The organism is Agrobacterium sp. 22-214-1 (assembly GCF_053522465.1).
Window position 1 is genome coordinate 187,136 of record NZ_JBNWCK010000008.1, and the last position, 20,621, is coordinate 207,756.

13 protein-coding genes are annotated in these 20,621 nt (G+C 60.6%); 11 read left to right on the forward strand and 2 right to left on the reverse strand.

The features are described from left to right. The first annotated feature begins 269 nt into the window (after nucleotides 1-269). A complete protein-coding gene (locus tag ACQZ5G_RS22675; protein WP_448738579.1) occupies nucleotides 270-2,963 on the forward strand; it encodes a DNA translocase FtsK in 2,694 nt (897 codons plus the stop codon). 91 nt (nucleotides 2,964-3,054) lie between these two features. Next, nucleotides 3,055-4,131 (forward strand): Ldh family oxidoreductase, encoded by a 1,077-nt coding sequence (locus ACQZ5G_RS22680; RefSeq protein WP_448738580.1) that lies wholly within the window; start codon nucleotides 3,055-3,057, stop codon nucleotides 4,129-4,131. Between the two features lie 42 nt (nucleotides 4,132-4,173). On the opposite strand, the gene ACQZ5G_RS22685 is transcribed toward ACQZ5G_RS22680, so the two are convergent. Next, nucleotides 4,174-6,168 carry a putative bifunctional diguanylate cyclase/phosphodiesterase gene (locus ACQZ5G_RS22685; protein WP_448738581.1) on the reverse strand — a complete coding sequence of 665 codons (1,995 nt, stop codon included), beginning with the start codon at nucleotides 6,166-6,168 and terminating at the stop codon, nucleotides 4,174-4,176. 316 nt (nucleotides 6,169-6,484) lie between these two features. On the opposite strand from ACQZ5G_RS22685, the gene ACQZ5G_RS22690 reads away from it, so the two are divergent. The 9 genes from ACQZ5G_RS22690 (at nucleotide 6,485) to ACQZ5G_RS22730 (ending at nucleotide 19,409) form a co-directional block, all read left to right on the forward strand. Continuing rightward, nucleotides 6,485-7,531 (forward strand): class I SAM-dependent methyltransferase, encoded by a 1,047-nt coding sequence (locus ACQZ5G_RS22690; protein WP_448738582.1) that lies wholly within the window; start codon nucleotides 6,485-6,487, stop codon nucleotides 7,529-7,531. Nucleotides 7,532-7,623: 92 nt separating this feature from the next. Continuing rightward, nucleotides 7,624-8,448: a bifunctional allantoicase/(S)-ureidoglycine aminohydrolase gene (locus ACQZ5G_RS22695; protein ID WP_262532643.1), complete on the forward strand. Its 825-nt coding sequence runs from the start codon at nucleotides 7,624-7,626 to the stop codon at nucleotides 8,446-8,448. 166 nt (nucleotides 8,449-8,614) lie between these two features. Beyond that, nucleotides 8,615-10,120, forward strand: a complete 1,506-nt coding sequence (locus ACQZ5G_RS22700) for a diguanylate cyclase domain-containing protein (protein ID WP_448738583.1) — start codon at nucleotides 8,615-8,617, stop codon at nucleotides 10,118-10,120. A 407-nt stretch (nucleotides 10,121-10,527) separates the two neighbouring features. After that, nucleotides 10,528-11,718 carry an efflux RND transporter periplasmic adaptor subunit gene (locus ACQZ5G_RS22705; RefSeq protein ID WP_448738584.1) on the forward strand — a complete coding sequence of 397 codons (1,191 nt, stop codon included), beginning with the start codon at nucleotides 10,528-10,530 and terminating at the stop codon, nucleotides 11,716-11,718. 11 nt (nucleotides 11,719-11,729) lie between these two features. Next, a complete protein-coding gene (locus ACQZ5G_RS22710) occupies nucleotides 11,730-14,864 on the forward strand; it encodes an efflux RND transporter permease subunit (RefSeq protein ID WP_304983443.1) in 3,135 nt (1,044 codons plus the stop codon). A 118-nt stretch (nucleotides 14,865-14,982) separates the two neighbouring features. Then, nucleotides 14,983-15,606: a TetR family transcriptional regulator gene (locus ACQZ5G_RS22715; protein ID WP_448738585.1), complete on the forward strand. Its 624-nt coding sequence runs from the start codon at nucleotides 14,983-14,985 to the stop codon at nucleotides 15,604-15,606. Between the two features lie 201 nt (nucleotides 15,607-15,807). Beyond that, a complete protein-coding gene (locus ACQZ5G_RS22720) occupies nucleotides 15,808-17,331 on the forward strand; it encodes a sugar ABC transporter ATP-binding protein (RefSeq protein ID WP_448738586.1) in 1,524 nt (507 codons plus the stop codon). Between the two features lie 50 nt (nucleotides 17,332-17,381). Beyond that, nucleotides 17,382-18,383, forward strand: a complete 1,002-nt coding sequence (locus ACQZ5G_RS22725) for an ABC transporter permease (RefSeq protein ID WP_448738587.1) — start codon at nucleotides 17,382-17,384, stop codon at nucleotides 18,381-18,383. Between the two features lie 72 nt (nucleotides 18,384-18,455). Next, a complete protein-coding gene (locus tag ACQZ5G_RS22730) occupies nucleotides 18,456-19,409 on the forward strand; it encodes a substrate-binding domain-containing protein (RefSeq protein ID WP_020810860.1) in 954 nt (317 codons plus the stop codon). A 56-nt stretch (nucleotides 19,410-19,465) separates the two neighbouring features. Here the strand turns inward: ACQZ5G_RS22730 and ACQZ5G_RS22735 are convergent, their stop codons facing one another. After that, entirely contained in the window at nucleotides 19,466-20,359 is an 894-nt protein-coding gene (locus tag ACQZ5G_RS22735) for a LysR family transcriptional regulator (protein WP_065117027.1), read from the reverse strand. Nucleotides 20,360-20,621: the final 262 nt, after the last annotated feature.

Here is a 20,621-nt window from a genome sequence, read left to right on the forward strand (position 1 = left end):
CAGCAATGATTTTACGTTGCGTGGGCCTTTGCGGAAACAATATGCTTTCCGGCGGCAATGCGCTTTTCTCCTGCTGCGGTCCTGCCGGCGGCGATGTTCCGGAAATTTGATTTAGCGCAATGAAATTAGGTGGTTGGGACGCCGGCGTTTCGGCCGTGTGTGTCCCGTTGCGCCTGTGGGCGGAGCGAAAATCTCCCGCGATGATCCCGTTTGGAAAGGGGTAATTAACCTTTATTTTCTATTTCAGGGAGACCGAAATATGTACGTTTATGATGAGTGTGCACGCTGCCATGAGTTTCTCCCGATCCAGATTCCAGAATTCGTCCAATAGCGTAGGGGAGGGGAGCGAGAAGGCTCGTCATGCCGGCGGCCAGTCGGTTGCCGGTCAGCAGACGGCGGGAATGAACGCCGGCGCGGCACCCCGGCCGAATGCCGATGTCAGCGCAGCCGACGCCATTGAAGGCCGCGCCGAAATGCCCGGCTGGCAGAATGCTTTCGTGCTCGGCCCGAATGTGCGTTTCACCCGCACGCCGGAAAGCGCCTTTGCCCGGCGCATGCCTGTCGAGACACCCAATATTCCGGAAGAAGAAATCCCGGCTGCCGCTCCACTTGAAACGGTGGAGCAGGAAACGTTGACGCAGCAGCAGGCTGTGCAGGAGGAGGTTGCTCCTGTCTCCCAACCCGTCGTGAAGCCGGCGGAGCAGCGCGTGCCGCCCCCGCGCATGCCGTTTCTGCCGCAGCCGCCGGAGGCCCGGGGCGCCAGGGCGCTGACTTACAAATTGCGGCTGGAGCTTGCTCGCAAGCAGGCGGAAGAGGCGGCTGCCGCTGCGCAAATGCCGGTTCAGGAGGGTATCTCCGTAGCCGTGGAAGCGCCCGTGCCGCAGATATTCCCGTCGGTTCAGCCGCAATCCGTCGCGCCTGCTGTCGAGGCCGCTCAGGCCGTCATTCCTGCTTTCGCCGCCCATCTGCCGGATGAGCTTTTCTGGGAAGTGATGACGCTCGATCTGCCGGGCAGTGCCGGAGAGGGCGTTTCCGCGTCCACGCGCGCCGTTCTTGCAAATTCGGTCGTCACGGCGCCAGCGATAGTCGCGCCGGTCGCCGTCGTGTCGCCGGCAGCCGCTGCGATCGTGCTTTCGTCCGAACCTCCGGTCGTCACCGTGCCGGGCGGTTCCGCAATCCGGCTTTACCGCGAGATCGGCGTGCGCCAGTCCGTCGTTCCTGCCGCCCTTCCGGTCGCGGAACAGGAAGCCGCACCGCCGCCCGTCGCGGAAGCGCCGATGGTTGTCGAGACGCCGAGACCTGTGGAGCAGGTTCAGCCGGTTGAGAGAATTGCGGCCGAGCCGCGCTTCACGCCGCGCGCGCCCATCCAAGCCTCGCAGCCGATGTTCCGCGAAGCACCTGTCTTCGCCGAGGGGGAATATGAATACCCCTCCATCGATCTTCTGCAGGAGGCGCGCGTTCAGCAGACCACGACCATGACGCCGGAAGCGCTGGAGCAGAGCGCCGGGCTTCTCGAAAGCGTGCTGGAGGATTTCGGCATCAAGGGCGAGATCATCGATGTCCGCCCCGGCCCCGTCGTCACGCTGTATGAGTTCGAACCCGCCCCCGGCGTCAAGTCCTCGCGCGTCATCGGTCTCTCGGACGATATCGCCCGCTCCATGTCGGCGCTCTCGGCCCGTGTCGCCGTCGTGCCCGGCCGCAATGTCATCGGCATCGAACTGCCGAACCCGGTGCGCGAGACGGTTTATCTGCGCGAACTGATCGAAGCGACAGACTACGCCGAGACCCGCCAGAAGCTTGCGCTTTGCTTGGGCAAGACCATCGGCGGCGAACCTGTCATCGCCGAACTGGCGAAGATGCCGCATCTGCTGGTCGCCGGCACCACCGGTTCCGGCAAGTCGGTCGCCATCAACACCATGATCCTGTCGCTGCTCTATCGTTTGAAGCCGGAAGAATGCCGTCTCATCATGGTCGATCCCAAGATGCTCGAGCTTTCCGTTTATGACGGTATTCCACATCTGTTGACGCCTGTGGTTACCGATCCGAAAAAGGCGGTCATGGCGCTGAAATGGGCCGTGCGCGAAATGGAAGACCGCTATCGCAAGATGTCGCGTCTCGGCGTGCGCAATATCGACGGCTACAATGCAAGGGCCGCTGCCGCACGCGCCAAGGGCGAGACGGTGTTCTGCAACGTGCAGAGCGGCTTCGACCGCGCCACCGGCGAAGCGGTCTACGAGCAGGAGGAAATGGACCTCACGGCCATGCCTTATATCGTCGTCATCGTCGACGAAATGGCCGATCTGATGATGGTCGCGGGCAAGGAAATCGAAGGTGCGATCCAGCGTCTGGCGCAGATGGCGCGTGCTGCCGGCATCCATCTTATCATGGCAACCCAGCGCCCGTCGGTCGATGTCATCACCGGTACGATCAAGGCGAATTTCCCGACCCGCATCTCCTTCCAGGTGACCTCGAAGATCGACAGCCGCACCATCCTTGGAGAACAGGGCGCGGAGCATCTGCTCGGCCAGGGCGATATGCTGCACATGATGGGCGGCGGCCGCATCGCCCGTGTCCACGGTCCTTTCGTTTCGGATGAGGAAGTGGAAAAGGTGGTCGCGCATCTGAAGACGCAGGGACGTCCGGAATATCTCGGTACCGTTACCGAAGACGCCGACGAAACCGACGAGGAGGTGGAAGAAGAAGCCGCTGTTTTCGACAAGACCGCCATGGGTGAGGACGATAGCGACGATCTCTATGAAAAGGCCGTCAAGGTGGTGATGCGCGACAAGAAGTGCTCTACTTCCTATATTCAGCGCCGCCTGTCCGTCGGCTATAACCGTGCCGCTTCGCTGGTCGAGCGCATGGAACAGGAAGGCATTGTCGGGCCTGCCAACCATGTCGGCAAACGCGCGATTATCGCCGGCGAACGCTCTTCTTACGATGCCATGGGAGCGGAAGACTGATTGAGCCTTCGGGCGCGCGATATTCGATTGCAAAAACGCGCCCCGTGAATAGCTTGTGCGGCATGGATTCTGGAATTGGGAGGATTCCCTCATGGCGCACAGCAATGAAAAAGCCACCGTTCTGGCAAGTCTGGATGAGCTGGAGCGGTTTTGCCGCACCGTTTTCCTGGCCGCCGGCACCGATGACGAAACGGCCGATGCGGCGACGCGCGCCATGATGCACGGCACAAGGCTCGGTGTAGACAGCCACGGTGTGCGCCTGCTCGCACATTATATTACCGCGCTCGAAGGCGGGCGTCTCAATCGGCGGCCGCAGATCCGCCGCGTTTCGGGCTTCGGCGCGGTGGAGACGATCGACGCCGACCACGCCCATGGCGCCCGCGCCACCTATGCGGCGATGGACAGCGCCATGGCGCTCGCGGAAAAATTCGGCATTGGCGCGGTGGCGATCCGCAACTCATCGCATTTCGGCCCGGCCGGCGCATATGCGCTGGAAGCGGCGCGGCAGGGCTATATTGGCCTCACCTTCTGCAACTCCGACAGTTTCGTGCGCCTGCACGATGGCGCCATGCGTTTCCACGGCACCAATCCCATCGCCATCGGTGTGCCGGCGGCGGATGACATGCCCTGGCTGCTGGATATGGCCACCAGTGCGGTGCCCTATAACCGTGTCCTGCTTTACCGGAGCCTCGGCCAGCAATTGCCGCAGGGTGTTGCCTCGGATGGTGATGGTGTCGATACGCGCGATCCCCATGCCGTTGAAATGCTTGCCCCGGTCGGCGGCGAGTTCGGTTTCAAGGGGGCAGCACTTGCGGGAATGGTCGAGATTTTCAGCGCTGTTCTCACGGGCATGAAACTCAGCTTCGATATCGCTCCCATGGGCGGGCCGGAATTTTCCACGCCGCGCGGGCTTGGGGCTTTCGTTCTGGCGCTGAAGCCGGAAGCCTTCCTGGAACGCGAGGTGTTCGACGAGGGCATGAAACGTTATCTCGAGGTCCTGCGCGGATCTCCCGTGCGGGAGGATTGCAAGGTCATGGCGCCGGGTGACCGGGAGTGGGCGGTGGCGGCAAGGCGGGAGAGGGAAGGGGCTCCTGTCGATCCCGTCACGCGGGCGGCCTTCTCGGAGCTTGCTGCAAAATTCTCGGTCAATCCGCCCGCTTATCATTAAAGCGGCCTGCGGCTGACGGCGGCATTCCGCCGTCATACAGGATTAGGCTGGGCGCAGCAGCATGTTCGGGCGCGGATAGGGCGCTGCCGCCGCGCCCAGCCTTTCGGCCCCGATGGGGCGACCGATATAATAACCCTGCGCGTAGTCGATCTCCATCTGACGCACGAGCCTCAGCTGTTCCTCGGTCTCCACGCCTTCGATCAGGATCTTGTGGCCGCGATTGCGGATGAGGCGGATCATGTCCTGCAGCATCGCCCGGCCACGCGGGGTCTTGCTGTCGTGCAGGAAGGAGCGGTCGATCTTGACGGTATCGAAATCCGTCATGCGCAGCCACGAAAGGCCGGCAAAACCCGTTCCGAAATCATCCAGCCAGATATTGATCCCGAGCGTTTTCAGATCGTTCAGACAACGCAGCACGTCCGAATGCATTTCCATGTCGACGCCTTCGGTGATTTCGAAGGCAAGCCTGTTGCCGGCAATTCCCGCCTCCACGAGAATGGCCGCCACGGAGGTGGCGAAACCCGGATTTTTCAATTGCATCGGCGACACGTTGACACTGACGACGGCCACCTTGTCATCGGCCAGTATCTGCTTGCAGACGGTCTTGATGGTCCACAGGCCCAGTTCCATGATCGTGCCGGTGCGTTCGGCAATCGGAATGAAAATACCGGGTGCGACTGGATTGCCATCCAGCAGGCGAAGCCGCATCAGCGCTTCGACCCCCGCGGTCTCGTTGGTCGAGATGTTGAGAATCGGCTGGTAGACGAGGGAAACGAGATTTTCCGCGATGGCGATTTTCAGCAGGGCGGCAATGTTCTCCGTCTCGTCGCTGGTCTGCGGATCATCGGGATCGAACAGCTTCATGCAGTTGCGACCGTTGCCCTTGGCAATATAGAGCGCGCGGTCGGCTTCATTGATGATCTTTTCCAGCTTGCCGTCCGGATTGGGGCGGGTGAAGGACGCACCGATGCTGACGGTGACGATGAAGGTGCCATCCCGGCGCTGGTCATGCGCAAGCGACAGGTCTTCAACGGTGTGGCGGATCGTCTCGGCAAGCTCACCCACCTGCTGCTTGGACTTGAATGGCGCCAGCACGATGAATTCCTCACCGCCATAGCGGCCGATGGAAGCGCCGTGTTCGATGATCGCATCCTGCAGGGCGGTGCCCACCGTCACAAGGCACTTGTCGCCTTCCTGGTGGCCGTAACGGTCGTTGTATTTTTTGAAGAAGTCGACGTCGATCAGGAAAACGGCAAAGCCTTCTTCCTTCCTGATCCAGTTGTCCCACAGCAGGCGCAGATGGTGGTCTATCGCGCGGCGGTTCTGCAGGCCCGTCAGGGAGTCGGTATTGGAAAGCCGCAGCAGCGCCTGGCCACGTTCGTCGGCCGCCTTCTGCTGGGCCTTCGCCTCCAGCCCGTTGACGAAGACGTGGTAACGCTCCCGGTTCAGGTTCCAGTTTACGTAAGATGTGAAGACGAAACAGGATATGTAGAAGGTGCCGAAGGCGAACTTGTAGAAGCTGTCTTCGGGAAACTGCGTGGCCGCCAGAAAATAGGTAACGAGAATGATGCCTGAAGACACCAGCGACAGATGGAAGCGGAAGGTGAAAAACAGATTGGCGCCCATCATGAAGATCGCCCCGAAAACCATGTAATAGGACATGTTTTCGGTATTGTCGGTCAGCAGCGAAGGCAACAGCCAGCCGATATATCCCATGACGAGAGCGGTCGCACAGGTAAGGTCGAGCGCTGCGGTGCTGGCGCCCCTGTGCAGCTGGATTTCCAGCGTCAGCAGGGATGACAGGACGACCGCGAAGCGTGCGATAATGGTGTAAAAAGCGACGTCGGGTATCAGAATGATGTCGGTTGCGGCAAACAGCAGATAGATGAAGACAGCGGTCCACAGGCCCCGCCGGATCGAACCGCGGCGGCTGCGCTCACCTTCCTGCTGGTAAAGGGCAAGAAGTTCATCAGAAAACCGGGAGTCCGGCCGCCGATAGTCTTGCTGTCCACTCACCTCTCCCAATGTGTGCTTCATGCACTTTCCCATAGTGTTGCGTATACTTTATTAAGTAACTGCTTATTCCACTTTTCCGTGTGCTGTCGCACCCAGTGCGGGCTCCCGTCGATCTCTGCCGATGTGTGCGGAGAACATGGAAAGGAAGAACGCATCATACGTTCGCAACATTAAGTTTCACTAAACCGCGTATCTGCTTTCTCCCGTCCTCACGAGTGTGACCAAAAAAATACGCTAATCTACTAATGTATCCCTACACCGCTCAAAAATCGAAAGCGAGTGGCCTTCCGCCTCCCAGAAACGTATAGTTAACAATGTGTTAATACTGGAGGCTGAAGTGGTGCGGGTAAAGAAGAAAAATCTTGACGGGGCAAGTCTGATTACCCCGGATACTGTCGCAAAAGAGATTTTTGCACGCAGAACGGAAACATTCGATGAGCAGTTCGCAGTTGCGAAAGCAGAGGTGGCGCTCATTCTCGAATTGGCACAACAGCAATTCGACAATCGTGTTTCAGCACGTGAGATAATACATCGGACGGCGGGTGCACTTCACGGTCTGCGAGAAAAGCTCCACTCAAGCGTGTGGGCTGAACTGATTCCGCTTGTACAGAATCACCCCGTTTCCGCCCATTTTCTGGAGGACCCGTTCACGCGCTGGTCTTTCGAAAAGCCGCGGGGTTATTCGGGCGATGCGCAGCTGCTCGATTTCATTTATGGCCACGACAGTGTTGCCGAACTGGTGAACAAGGCCACGCCGCTCGGTGCGGCCCTTTACGATTACACCAAGGATGCCAGCTCCTCGGTTGCCGTGCGTGAGCGGCGCGACTTGCTGACGCGGTTCGTCGATGAGGCTGCGGCCCGGCATGGCAATGAGGCGGAAATCCTCACCATCGCTTCCGGCCATCTGCGCGAGGCGGATGCCTCCGTGGCGCTGAAAGAGGGCAAAATCAAGCGCTGGGTGGCGCTCGATCAGGACCCCTTGAGCGTCGGTTCCGTCGCCCGCGATTTCAACGGCAGCTGCATCGAGGCGATCGACGGTTCCGTGCGCGATATCGTCCTGCGCACGCAGGAACTCGGCACTTTCGACCTGATCTACGCGGCCGGTCTCTACGATTATCTGAACGACCGCGTGGCGATCAAACTCACGCGGCGCTGCATGGAAATGCTGAAGCCCGGCGGCATGTTCCTCTTCGCCAACTTCTCGGAGGACATCGTCGTCGACGGTTACATGGAAACCTTCATGAACTGGGCGCTGCTGCTGCGTTCGAAAGCGGATATGTGGCGGATCGTCAATGCCAGCGCCGATCCTGCGAGCATCGAGGCGGATGTGTTTTTCGGCGAGAACCACAATATCGTCTACGCCACGATGCGTAAGAAGGTGTGACGTTCTTCGGGCCAGTCTCTGCTTGCCAATAACCATTTGATTAAACCTCGGCGCGGGCCTAAGAATCCGCGCCGAATGCGTTGCAGAATGGAATGGCTGAAATGAAGAGATATTATTCGGATATGGGTGGTCTGCCGGGACAGACGGAACTTCTGTCGAGCAAGGCGGTGTTCAAGACCGCCTATGCGGTCATCCCCAAAACCGTCATGTCCGATATCGTGACGAGCGTGCTGCCGCACTGGACCGGCACCCGGGCCTGGATCATCGCCCGACCGATGACGGGTTTTTCTGAAACCTTCGCGCAATATATTGTCGAGGTTCAGCCCGGCGGCGGCAGCGACCGGCCGGAACCGGACGCGCGGGCCGAAGCGGCGATCTTCGTCGTTGACGGCGAAATGACCGTGGAATTCGAGGGCGTGCAGCATGCGTTGCGGGAGGGCTCCTTCGCCTTCCTGCCGGCCGGTTCCCGCTGGCAGCTTCGCAATTCGGGCAAGGCGCCCGTCAAGTTCCACTGGGTCCGCAAAGCGTTCCAGGCGGTTGACGGGCTGGAGCCGCCGCCGGCGATCTTTTCGCATGAGGATGAGCACGCTTTGTCGGCCATGCCGGATACGGACGGCAAATGGGCGACGACCCGCTTCATCGATCCGGAAGACGTGCGTTACGACATGCATCTCAACATCGTCACCTTCGAGCCGGGCGCGACCATTCCCTTCATGGAAACCCATGTGATGGAACACGGCCTTTATGTGCTGGAAGGCAAGGCCGTCTACCGGCTGAACGAGGACTGGGTGGAAGTGCAGGCGGGCGACTTCATGTGGCTGCGCGCCTATTGCCCGCAGGCCTGCTATGCGGGTGGACCGGGCCGCTTCCGTTACCTGCTCTATAAGGATGTGAACCGGCACGTGAAGCTCTGGTAACAGGCGTCATATCCGCAAAACCCATGAATTATCGCGCAATCCGGCGGTTTGCGCGATAAATGCTTGCGTTAAATCGAATATCACTAATAAATCCGGTTATGCGGACGGCTATCGCTGTGCCGCACCGTTTCGGCATTCGCCTGCTATCCTTGAGAAGACCTCCCGTATGAATGAGATAATCGATACCAATGTCTTCAATCTTGCCCCCGTGGCGATGTGGATCGAGGATTTCAGCGAGGTGAAAAGCCAGTTCGATATCTGGCGATCGCAGGGCGTCGAGGATATCCGGGCGTTTCTTCTGGAGGATTTATCGAGGGTGGCGGCCTGCTCACAGAAAATCCGCGTGATCAAGGTCAACGCCAGGACGCTGGAACTGTTCGAGGCCCGCGATCAGGCGCATCTCGTCGACAATCTCCACCGGATTTTTCGCGACGACATGCTGGAGAGCCATGTGAACGAGCTTTCCGAACTCTGGGCGGGCAAGACGGAATTCACCAGCAATGCGGTCAATTATTCAATCGGCGGCAAACGGCTGGATATCCAGTTGCGCGGCGCGGTCATACCCGGCCACGAAGAAACCCTCGGACGCCTGCTTTTGACCACCGAGGATGTGACGGAGCGGGAGGAGGCGCGCCGCAAGGAGCTTCTCAACCGCCGTTACGCCGAAGGCATGTTCAAACATTCGCCCGTTTCCCTGTGGGTGGAGGATTTCAGCCGGGTTCGGCGGCTGATCGAGGAGGTCAGGGACCGCGGCATCGTCGATTTCCGCGTGTTCATGGATGTGCATCCCGAATTCGTGCGGCAATGCATGAGCGAAATCCGCGTCATCGACGTCAACCGCGCGACGCTCGACCTGTTCTGCGCGCCGGACCGGCAGGTTCTGTTGCAGCGGCTTGGCGATATTTTCCGCGGCGAGATGGAAAAGCCGTTCCGGGAACAGCTGATGGAGCTTTGGAACGGCAATCTCACCCACCATCGCGAGGTGGTGAATTACGCGCTTGACGGGTCGGAGCGGCATGTGCTCCTGCATTTTTCGGTTTTCCCCGGCCATGAGCGCGACTGGTCGCTGGTGCAGGTGGCGCTGACGGACATTACCGCGCGCAAGAAGGCGGAAGCCTATCTCGAATATCTCGGCAAGCACGATGTGCTGACCAAGCTGCACAACCGCGCCTTCTATTCGGATGAGCTGAACCGGCTGGAGCGCAGCGCGCTCAGGCCGGTTTCGGCTATCGTCATCGATCTCAACGGCCTGAAGGACGCCAATGACAGGCTGGGACACGATGCCGGCGACGCTTTGTTGCGGCGTGTGGGCGAGGTGCTGAACGGCGTGGTGACCGCGCCGAACCATGCCGCGCGCATTGGCGGCGACGAATTCGCCATCCTTCTTCCCGGCGCCGACAGGCAGGTGGCCGCCGCCATGGTCGAGACCGTTTATGAATTGCTGAAGATCAACAACCAGTTCTATTCCAGCGCGCCGCTCAGCCTGTCGCTCGGCGTGGCGACCAGCGAGGCCGGCGAGACGATGGAATCGCTGGTGCGCCGCGCCGATATGAATATGTACGAGCAGAAGAACGCCTATTATGCGGCCCTGCGCAGCAGATCCGCCGACAATAACGACATGACGAAACCTGACCCACAGTCGGAAGCCTCCTCGCTGAAGCGTCTGTCCTAACGGGGAGTGAGAGCGTCGTGGGGCATTCCCTTAGCCCCGACGTTATCCTCGGCCCCATGCCGAGGATCTAATTAGGTCGAATAAAAATCAATCGGTTGCAGATCCTCGGGACAGGCACGAGGATGACGTCGAGAGAATGTTTATCCCCGTAATCTAAACCGCCCAGCGGTGGTTTGGACGTGACGGAAGCAGCGGAAAGCTTCATTCGTCCGGCTCTTCGCGATATGTCCTGCATTGGACGCCAGTTAGTCCTCCTTTCCCAATTACAGCGCTCTCCGCAAGCCGTCTCACGCACCTTCACAAGCGCGTGAGACGGCTTTTGCGCTGCAACAATTTCGTTGCCGAATTTTTACATACGTCTTAGTATGTATGTAAATGTGACATTTTTTATGGATTCGGAGCGCAGTATGGCGAAGAGATTGGGGCAGATCGCGGCGGTGTTGTTGACGGGCATCGTTCTGGTTGGATGTAGCGATGAGCAGGCGTCTGCGCCCGGCGCGCCGCCGCCCGGTGCGGTGAAGATCGTGACGGTGAGCCAGGAAGAACTGCCCATCACCAACGAATTGCCCGGACGCATTGCGCCGACGCGGCTTGCCGAAGTGCGCCCGCGTGTCTCCGGCATCATCGTGGAGCGGGTGTTCGAACAGGGCTCGCTGGTGACGGAAGGCGATGTTCTCTACCGGATCGATCCCGCGCCGTTCCAGGTGCGCGTCGACAGCGCCGAGGGCACGTTGCGCCGGGCGCAGGCCGCGCAGCTTCAGGCGCGGCAGACGGCCGACAGGCAGCAGCAGCTGCGCCGTTCCAACGTCGGTTCCCAGCAGGAATTCGACAACGCCATCGCCCAGCTGGCGCAGGCCGATGCCGAGGTGGCCGTGGCCGAAGCCGGTGTCGCGGAAGCGAAGCTCAATCTGCAATATGCCGATGTCAAAGCCCCGATCAGCGGCCGCATCGGTCGCGCGCGCATTACGGAAGGCGCCCTCGTCAGCGCCGCCGGCTCTGAAAATCTGGCGACGATCCAGCAGCTCGATCCGATCTATGCCGACTTCACCCAGCCGGCGGCCGATCTCATCCGCCTGCGCAAGGCCCTGCAGGACGGCAAGCTGATGACCGGCCCGAACGAAGCCGAAGTCAACCTGCTGTTCGATGACGGCAGCCGTTACCCGCTGCCCGGCCGCCTGCTGTTTTCCGAAGCGGCGGTGGATGAAACCACCGGTCAGGTGACGCTGCGCGGTGAATTCCCCAACCCGAACGGCGATCTGCTGCCGGGCATGTATGTCCGCGTGCAGATCCAGCAGGGTATCCAGAAGGCGGCCTTCGCGGTGCCGCAGCAGGCGGTTCAGCGCGATGCCGGCGGGCAGGCGAGCGTGCTTGTCGTCAATGCCGAAGACACGGTCGAGCAGCGTCGTGTCAGCGTCGGCCGCTCCATCGGCGATCGCTGGGTGATTTCCGAGGGCCTGAAGGATGGCGACCGCGTCGTGGCCGAAGGTTTCCAGAAGACCGCTCCGGGCGCGAAAGTGAAGCCGGAACCGTGGTCCGATGAGGCCGATGTCGCAACCGCCGCTGACAGCGAGAGCGCGGCTCCTGCTCAGAAGCAATAAGGACCGATTTCATGGCACGTTTTTTCATCGATCGGCCCATTTTTGCCTGGGTCGTCGCCATCTTCATCATGCTGGCGGGCCTGCTCGCCATTCCCATGCTGCCGATTGCGCAATATCCGAATGTCGCCCCGCCGCAGATCTCCGTCTCGACGACCTATCCGGGCGCGTCGCCGGAAGATATTTACCAGAGCGTCACGCGTCCCATCGAAGAAGAGCTGAACGGCGTTCCAGGCCTGATCTATTTCGAATCGACGTCGGAATCCTCGGGTCGCATTTCCATCAACGTCACCTTTGCGCCGGGCTCCAACATCGGTGAAGCCCAGGTGGAGGTCCAGAACCGCATTGCGCGCGTCGAACCCCGCCTGCCGCAGGCGGTGACGCAGCAGGGCCTGCGCGTGGAGCAGGCGGGCACGTCGTTCCTGATGATGGTGGCGCTCACCTCCGTCGACGGTAACACGGACGCCATCGGTCTCGGCGATTATCTCAGCCGCAATGTGCTCGGCGAATTGCGCCGCGTTCCCGGCGTCGGAAGCGCGCAGCTCTTCGCCACCCAGCGCTCCATGCGTATCTGGATGGACCCGGACAAGATGCTGGGCCTCAGCCTCACCTCGAACGACGTCATCGGCGCCATTCAGGCGCAGAATTCGCAGGTTGCCGCTGGCCGCATCGGCGCATCGCCAAATCCCATCGGTCAGCAGATTTCCGCAACCGTCAACGTGCAGGGGCAGCTGACCTCACCGGAAGAGTTCGGCTCCATCGTGCTGCGCGCCAATCCGGACGGCTCCTCCGTGCGGCTGCGCGATGTCGCGCGGGTGGAAGTGGGCGGCGAAAGCTATAACTTCTCGAGCCGCCTGAACGGCAAGCCGAGCGCCGCCATCGGCGTGCAGCTTTCGCCCACCGGCAATGCCCTGCAGACCTCCGAGGGCGTTCGCGCCACGATGGAGGAGCTGTCGCGTTATTTCCCGCCGGGTCTGGAATATGAAGTTCCCTATGACACCAGCCCCTTCGTGAAAATCTCCATCCAGAAGGTGATCAACACGCTGGTGGAGGCGATCATCCTCGTCTTCGTGGTGATGTTCGTCTTCCTGCAGAATATCCGCTACACGATCATCCCGACACTGGTGGTGCCCGTGGCGCTGCTCGGCACCTGCGCCATCATGTATGTCTCGGGTTTCTCGATCAACGTTCTGACCATGTTCGCCATGGTTCTCGCCATCGGCATTCTGGTGGATGACGCGATTGTCGTCGTCGAGAATGTCGAGCGCATCATGGCGGAAGAGCATCTGTCGCCCAAGGAGGCCACCCGCAAGGCGATGGGCCAGATTTCCGGCGCGATCATCGGCATCACGCTGGTGCTGACCGCCGTGTTCGTGCCCATGGCCTTCTTCCCGGGCGCCGTCGGTATCATCTATCAGCAGTTCAGCCTGACCATGGTGGTGTCGATCCTGTTTTCGGGTTTCCTTGCTTTGTCGCTCACGCCGGCGCTCTGCGCGTCGTTCCTGAAGCCCATCAAGGCCGGACACCATGAGAAGAAGGGCTTCTTCGGCTGGTTCAACCGCGGCTTCGACAAGGCGTCGCACAAATATTCCTCGTCCGTCGGCAGCATCATCAAGCGTTCCGGTCGCTTCATGGTCATCTACGCGGCTTTGCTGGTCGGTCTTGGCTGGGCGTATATGCAGCTGCCGAGCTCGTTCCTTCCGAACGAAGATCAGGGCTACCTGATCGTCGATATTCAGGCGCCGGCGGAAGCCAGCAGCGACCGCACCCTGCAATCCATCCAGCAGATCGAAAAGATCTTCATGGAAGAGCCGGCGGTGGATCGTGTGATTGCGGTTTCGGGTTTCTCCTTCTCCGGCTCCGGCCAGAATGCGGGTCTCGCCTTCGCCACCCTGAAGGACTGGAGCGAACGCGGACCGAACGATTCCGCCGCCGCCATATCGGCACGCGTCAACGCCAAGCTGTGGGGTCTTCCGGACGCCATGTCGTTTGCGCTGTCGCCGCCGCCGATCCAGGGCCTCGGCAATTCCAGCGGCTTCACCTTCCGCCTGCAGGATCGCTCGGGCGCGGGACAGGCGGCTCTCAGCGCCGCCGGTGCGCAACTGATGGCTGCCGCCCGTCAGAGCCCCATCCTTGCCGGCCTTCGCATCGAAGGCATGCCGGATGCGGCGCAGGTCAATCTCATCATCGACCGTGAGAAGGCCAATACGTTCGGCGTCACCTTCAGCGACATCAACGCCACCATCTCGGCCAATATGGGCTCATCCTACGTCAACGACTTCCCCAATGCCGGCCGCATGCAGCGCGTGACGGTGCAGGCGGAACAGGGCCAGCGCATGAAGACGGAGGATCTTTTGAACCTCAACGTCCGCAATGCCAATGGCGGCATGGTGCCGGTGAGCTCATTCGCCACGGTGGAATGGGTGCGCGGTCCCTCGCAGGTGGTCGGTTACAACGGCTATCCGGCGGTCCGTATCGGCGGCCAGTCCGCACCCGGTTATTCGTCGGGTGACGCCATTGCCGAAATGGAGCGCTTAGCTGGTGAGTTGCCGAGCGGCTTCGGTTTCGAATGGACCGGCCAGTCGCTGCAGGAAATCCAGTCCGGGTCGCAGGCGCCGGCATTGATCGGGCTCAGCGTTCTGTTCGTCTTCCTGCTGCTGGCAGCACTTTACGAAAGCTGGTCCATTCCGCTCTCCGTCATGCTGGTGGTGCCGCTCGGCGTCATCGGCTCGGTGGCGGCGGTGATGCTCCGCGGCATGCCGAACGATGTCTACTTCCTCGTAGGCCTCGTCGCGATCATCGGTCTGTCCGCCAAGAACGCGATCCTGATCATCGAATTCGCCAAGGATTTGCGGGCGGAAGGAAAATCCACCTATGATGCGACGGTGGAGGCGGCGCATCTCCGCTTCCGGCCGATCCTGATGACGTCGCTTGCCTTCTCGCTCGGCGTGCTGCCGATGGCGATTGCTTCGGGCGCCAGTGCGGCGAGCCAGAACGCCATCGGTACCGGCGTGCTCGGCGGCATGATCTCTGCGACGATCCTCGCGATCTTCTTCGTTCCCGTCTTCTTCGTCTTCGTCATGAAGATTTTCGGGGATCGGAAGAAGGAGAATGAGATTGCTGCTGACGCGGTATCGCCGGCGGAATAAAACGGGTGTGACGGCTGGGCGAAAAGTCACGTGAATGCGTTCATCTGACTGACAGCCCGGCACCGCAAATAAGGCACGGTGCGAAAGCGCCGTGCCGCGACTGGAAGGAGACATCAGCATGCGCCGAACCAAGGCCGAGGCAGAAGAGACCCGTCAGGCGATCCTTGCCGCTGCCGAGCGGGTGTTCTTCAAGAAGGGCGTGGCCAACAGCTCTCTGGATGAGGTGGCGGCTGCGGCCGGCGTTACGCGCGGGGCGATCTACTGGCATTTTTCCAGCAAGAGCGATCTCTTTATCGGCCTCTATCAATCGGTGTCCCTGCCGGAATCAGATCTTCTCGATTTCGGCGACCCCGACGTTAAGGGCCTGGCTCTACTGGCCAAAATCGAGGAAGCGGCCTGCAAATGGCTGACGCTTCTTTCAAAAGATGAGCAACGCCAGCGCATCATGACCATCAGCCTGCGCACCAATTACTCCGATGAGTTCGCCCCGGTGCTGCACGCGCAGGAGGAACTGGACCGGTATCACAAGGATCGGCTCGAGGGCGCTTTCGCGCGGGTGCAGGCGGAAGGTGCATTCAACGACAACTGGACGGCGGACTCTGCGCTCGACGCGCTCTACTGGCTGCTTAAAGGCATGTGCTCCGACTGGCTGCTGTTCGGCAAGCGTTTCGATCTGGCCAAGGAGGGTGCTGAAGCCGTGCACCGTCTGATGAAGGGGTTCCAGCGCTCCTCCGCGTCATGACGGGACTTTCGCGACCTTCTGGCTTGCGGTTCCTGTGGTCAAATTTGAGTGCATTCTAAAACACCAGCGAAATTTGCTTTACGTACCTCAAAACGGACGCTAGCTTCTTCCTCGAGCTTTGGGAGGAGTTCGCAGATGGTCGTTTCAGATAAAATCAAGGGGCAAACGCCGTCCGTTCACACCGGATTCCGGTGACGGCACATGGCTTTTGCTGACGAATCTCCAGACCACGCCCTTATCCGGACGGTTGGGCTGTCCAAGTCTTTCGGGCCGGTACAGGTTCTCAAGGACATCGAGATCACGGTGCGGGCCGGTGAGGTCCACGCGATCATTGGCGAGAACGGCGCCGGCAAGTCGACGCTGATGAAGCTGCTGGCTGGCAATGAAAAGCCGTCGGGCGGCGAAATCCGCCTCGATGGCGAAGCCGTTACGCTGAGCGGTCCGGTGGATGCCGAACATCGCGGCATCGTTCTCGTGCATCAGGAAATATTGCTGGCCCCGGATTTGACGGTGGCGCAGAACATTTATCTCGGCCGCGAAATGCGCCGGGGTGCCATGGTGGACGACCGCGCCATGCGCGCCGGCGCCCGCAAGGCAATCGCCGATCTCGGCGGTACGATCGATCCGGACGCCATTGTCGGCAGCCTGTCGATTGCCCAGCGGCAGCTGGTGCAGATCGCCCGCGTTCTGTTGGTGCCGCATCGTGTGGTCATTTTCGATGAACCGACGGCGAGCCTTACGCCCATCGAAACGGATGCGCTGCTGAATGTCATCAGGGACATCCGGGCAAAGGGCGTGGCCGTGCTCTACATTTCGCATCGTCTGCCGGAGGTGAAGGAGATCGCCGACCGGGTGACGGTTCTGCGAGACGGCAGGCTGGTCGCCTCCCATCCGGCATCGGCGCTGGAGCCTGCCGATATGGCGCGGCTGATGGTGGGGCGTGATGTCGCCAAGCTTTATCCGGACCGCACCGCCGGCGGCGAGCACGAGCCGGTTCTGCAGGTGGAGCATTTTACTGTTCCGGGTTATGCTCAGGATGCCGGTTTCAGCCTGCGCAGGGGCGAAATCCTCGGTTTTGCCGGCTTGGTCGGCGCGGGCAGAACGGAGCTCATGGAAGGAATACTCGGCCTGCGCGCCGGTCGGGGAACGGTGAGTCATCACGGCAGGCCGGTGCATTTCGCAAAGGCGGAAGACAGCCAGAAGGCCGGCATCGTTTATCTGAGCGAGGATCGCAAGGGCAAGGGCCTGCTGCTTACCAAGGATTTGCGTGTCAATCTCACGCTTGCTTCGCTGAAGAAATTCAGCCGGCTGTTTCAGATCGATACCCGCCGGGAAACGGCGGCGCTCGATGATGCGGTCCGGGATTTCGATATCCGCACCGGCCGCAAGGATCTGCTGGCGGGCCAGCTTTCCGGCGGCAACCAGCAGAAGCTGCTGCTGGCCAAGATGATGCTCATCGATCCGTCCATCGTCATCATCGACGAACCGACGCGCGGCATCGATATAGGCACCAAGGAACAGATTTACCGCTTCATCGCCAGGCTCGCGGATGAGGGGCGCTCGATCATCGTCGTTTCCTCGGAAATGCCGGAGCTGATCGGCATCTGCGACCGTATTCTGGTGATGCGTTCGGGCCGGATCGTCGGCGAGGTGACGGGTGAGCGCATGACCGAAAACGACATCGTGGCGCTGGCGACGGGCGTTCATACGCAGGAACCCGCCTGAGCGCCCGTGTGCCGGGAAACATGGCCTGATAAAAGAGACTGAGGGGAAACATGACTGAGGCCGCATTTGACAACGGCAAAACGCCGAAGACCTCGAAGGACTGGGATCTGCGCGCCGTCGCGCCTTTCGTGGCGCTGGCCCTGCTGCTGGTTCTCGGCACCATCGCCAATCCCAATTTCATCGGCATCGACAATCTCCTGAACGTCATCACCCGCAGCGCCTTCATCGCCATCATCGCGCTCGGCGCAACTTACGTCATCACATCGGGCGGGCTCGATCTTTCGGTTGGCGCGATGGTGGCTTTCGTCGCCAGCCTGATGATCCTGTTCATGAATAGCGGCGTCATCGCCAGTCCGCTTTTGATGCTGCTCACCGCCATGGCGCTGGCGCTCGCCATCGGGGCTGCCTGCGGGCTGACGAACGGCCTCATCACCACCGTCGGCCGTATCGAACCCTTCATCGCCACGCTCGGCACCATGGGCATTTATCGCGGCTTGACCACATGGCTGTCGCAGGGCGGCGCGATCACGCTGCGTAATCCGGAAATCCAGACGCTTTATCGTCCGGTCTATTTCGGCAATGTCCTTGGCGTGCCGGTGCCGGTCATCGTCATCTTCGTCACTGCGGCAATAGCCGCCTTCGTGCTTTACCGCACCCGTTACGGGCGGCATCTGACCGCAGTAGGGTCGAGCGAGGATGTGGCGCGTTATTCCGGCATCTCGGTCGCGCGGGTGCGCACCATCGCTTATGTGGTGCAGGGGCTCTGCGTCGCCGTTGCGGTGCTGCTTTACGTGCCGCGTCTTGCCTCCACTTCGGCCACGACAGGCATGTTGTGGGAGTTGCAGGCCATCACCGCCGTCGTCGTCGGCGGCACGGCGCTGAGGGGCGGGGTAGGGCGCATCTGGGGGACGATCTGCGGCGCCTTCATTCTGGAGATCGTCGGCAACATCATGATCCTGTCGAACTTCGTCAGCGAATATCTGATCGGCGCCATTCAGGGGGCCATCATCATCATCGCCATGCTGGTGCAGCGTTCGCTCAGCCGCAGGTGACGTATCACGCCGCGCCATGTGGGGCAGGCGCGGTCGAAGGAGGAACGCCCCGGTCTTGGGAGGAAAGAGACTATGCGTAGTAAATTCATCGGCGTGGCCTTTGCCGCGCTGGCCACGGTGCTTGCCGCTTCAGCGCATGCGCAGGACAAGAAGGTCACCATCGGCGTTTCCATTCCAGCGGCGGACCATGGCTGGACGGCGGGCGTCGTCTACCATGCCGAGCGTGTGGCGAAGCTTTTGATGCAGGAACATCCGGGGCTCAACGTCATCGTCAAGACGTCGCCGGACGCCGCCAATCAGGCCAATGCGCTGCAGGACCTTGCCGTGCAGGGGCTCGATGCGCTGGTCGTGTTGCCGTCCGATCCCGATCCGCTGGTCAACGCCATCAAGGAGATCAAGGACAAGGGCACCTTCGTCGCGCTGGTCGACCGCGCGCCGAGCGTCAACGACAATTCGATCCGCGATCTCTACGTTGCCGGCAACAACCCCGCACTTGGCCAGGTGGCCGGCGAATACATCAAGAAGACCACGCCTGACGCCGAAGTCGTGGTCATTCGTGGTCTGCCGATCCCGATCGATCAGCAGCGTCAGGACGGTTTCGACAAGGGCATCGCCGGTTCCAGCGTCAAGGTTCTCGACCGCCAGTACGGCAACTGGAACCGCGACGACGCCTTCCGCGTGATGCAGGACTATCTGACCAAGTACAAGAAGATCGACGTGGTCTGGTGTCAGGATGACGACATGGCTATCGGCGTGCTGGAAGCCATCCAGCAGGCGAAACGCACCGATATCCAGTATATCGTCGCGGGCGCCGGTTCCAAGGACATGATCAAGAAGGTCATGGACGGCGACAAGCTAGTGCCGGTCGACGTGCTCTACCCGCCGGCAATGGTGGCGACCGCCATGCAGCTGACAGCCGGGCATTTCTACGATCAGGTGCCGGTCGCGGGTGAATATATCCTCGATGCGACGCTCATCACCAAGGACAATGCCGAGCAGTTCTACTTCCCGGATTCGCCGTTCTGATCTGATTTTCCGCTAACACCGACGCCCGCCGCAAGGCGGGCGTTTCATTTCGTGGCTCACCCGTTCTTCCTGAACCAGGCCGAGAGATAATCCACGAAGCTGCGCACCTTGGCCGGCAGGTAGCGGCGATGCGGATAGACCGCATAGATACCCCTGTCCTTGGAAATATAATCGTCGAACAGCGTCACCAGCTCGCCGGACTGGATATAGGGTCTGGCGATGAAATCCGGCACCATGGCAATGCCGAGCCCGGCGCGGGCGGCGCGCAGCGTGGCCTGCGGGCTGTTGACCTCGATCGGTCCGCTGATGGTGACGGAGTTCGAACCGCCATCCGGCTCCAGGTACCGTACCGTATTGTGAAACCGCGTATTGGTGTCGATGATGAAGGGAACGCGGGAGAAGTCCTGCGGCCCGTCAAGCGGCCCGTGTTGCGCCACGAAATCCGCCGTCGCCACCGCATAGACCCGGAAATCGGAAAGCTTGCGGGCGATGAGACCGGAATCCTCCAGCCGGGTTATCCGAACCGCAAGATCGAAACCCTCCTCGATCAGGTCGACGAATCGGTCTTCCGCGACGATTTCCAGCGATAGTTCCGGATTTTCCTTGGCGAAATCGATCAGGCTCTGGCCGACATCGGCATCGATGAAGGTGCGGGGAACCGAAATCCTGAGCTTGCCCTTCAGATCGGCATTCTTTTCGCGCACCAGATCGGCAAGGTTATCGATCTCCTTCAAAATATCGGAAGCGGTGCGGTAATAGGTGTGCCCGGCTTCCGTCAGAGAGAACTGCCGGGTGGTGCGGTTGAGGAGCAGCGCGCCGAGATCGTCCTCCAGTTCCCGCACATATTTGGACAGAAGCGCCTTGGAACGCCCCGTCTTGCGCGCCGCGGCGGAAAAACCCTCCGCTTCGACGACATCGATAAAGGCGCGGATGCGGGTGAGCGTGTCCATGAAAATCCTCCAGTTCGTTCCATATAATTGAACGGCGAGGGCGGACTGTTCAACCCTTAATTCACTGCCGAAAAAATCCGCTCTTTGGTGAAAAAATCCTCTTGATTATGACTGCGAATATTCTTATTTCCCGTGCTGCCCAAAGTCGCACGTGCCCATGTGTGTCCGCCGATTCCTCGATGTGGTGAGGATTTAGGTAAGGTACCTGGAACTAACCCCTCCAGTCGCTATTCCGGCCAACCGGAAAATGCGAGGACATACG

Coding starts and splice junctions, on each gene's coding strand:
- ACQZ5G_RS22675 (WP_448738579.1), top strand. CDS start 270: ATGATGAGTGTGCACGCTGCCATGAGTTTCTCCCGATCCAGATTCCAG.
- ACQZ5G_RS22680 (WP_448738580.1), top strand. CDS start 3,055: ATGGCGCACAGCAATGAAAAAGCCACCGTTCTGGCAAGTCTGGATGAG.
- ACQZ5G_RS22685 (WP_448738581.1), bottom strand. CDS start 6,168: ATGAAGCACACATTGGGAGAGGTGAGTGGACAGCAAGACTATCGGCGG.
- ACQZ5G_RS22695 (WP_262532643.1), top strand. CDS start 7,624: ATGGCTGAAATGAAGAGATATTATTCGGATATGGGTGGTCTGCCGGGA.
- ACQZ5G_RS22700 (WP_448738583.1), top strand. CDS start 8,615: ATGAATGAGATAATCGATACCAATGTCTTCAATCTTGCCCCCGTGGCG.
- ACQZ5G_RS22705 (WP_448738584.1), top strand. CDS start 10,528: ATGGCGAAGAGATTGGGGCAGATCGCGGCGGTGTTGTTGACGGGCATC.
- ACQZ5G_RS22710 (WP_304983443.1), top strand. CDS start 11,730: ATGGCACGTTTTTTCATCGATCGGCCCATTTTTGCCTGGGTCGTCGCC.
- ACQZ5G_RS22715 (WP_448738585.1), top strand. CDS start 14,983: ATGCGCCGAACCAAGGCCGAGGCAGAAGAGACCCGTCAGGCGATCCTT.
- ACQZ5G_RS22720 (WP_448738586.1), top strand. CDS start 15,808: ATGGCTTTTGCTGACGAATCTCCAGACCACGCCCTTATCCGGACGGTT.
- ACQZ5G_RS22725 (WP_448738587.1), top strand. CDS start 17,382: ATGACTGAGGCCGCATTTGACAACGGCAAAACGCCGAAGACCTCGAAG.
- ACQZ5G_RS22730 (WP_020810860.1), top strand. CDS start 18,456: ATGCGTAGTAAATTCATCGGCGTGGCCTTTGCCGCGCTGGCCACGGTG.
- ACQZ5G_RS22735 (WP_065117027.1), bottom strand. CDS start 20,359: ATGGACACGCTCACCCGCATCCGCGCCTTTATCGATGTCGTCGAAGCG.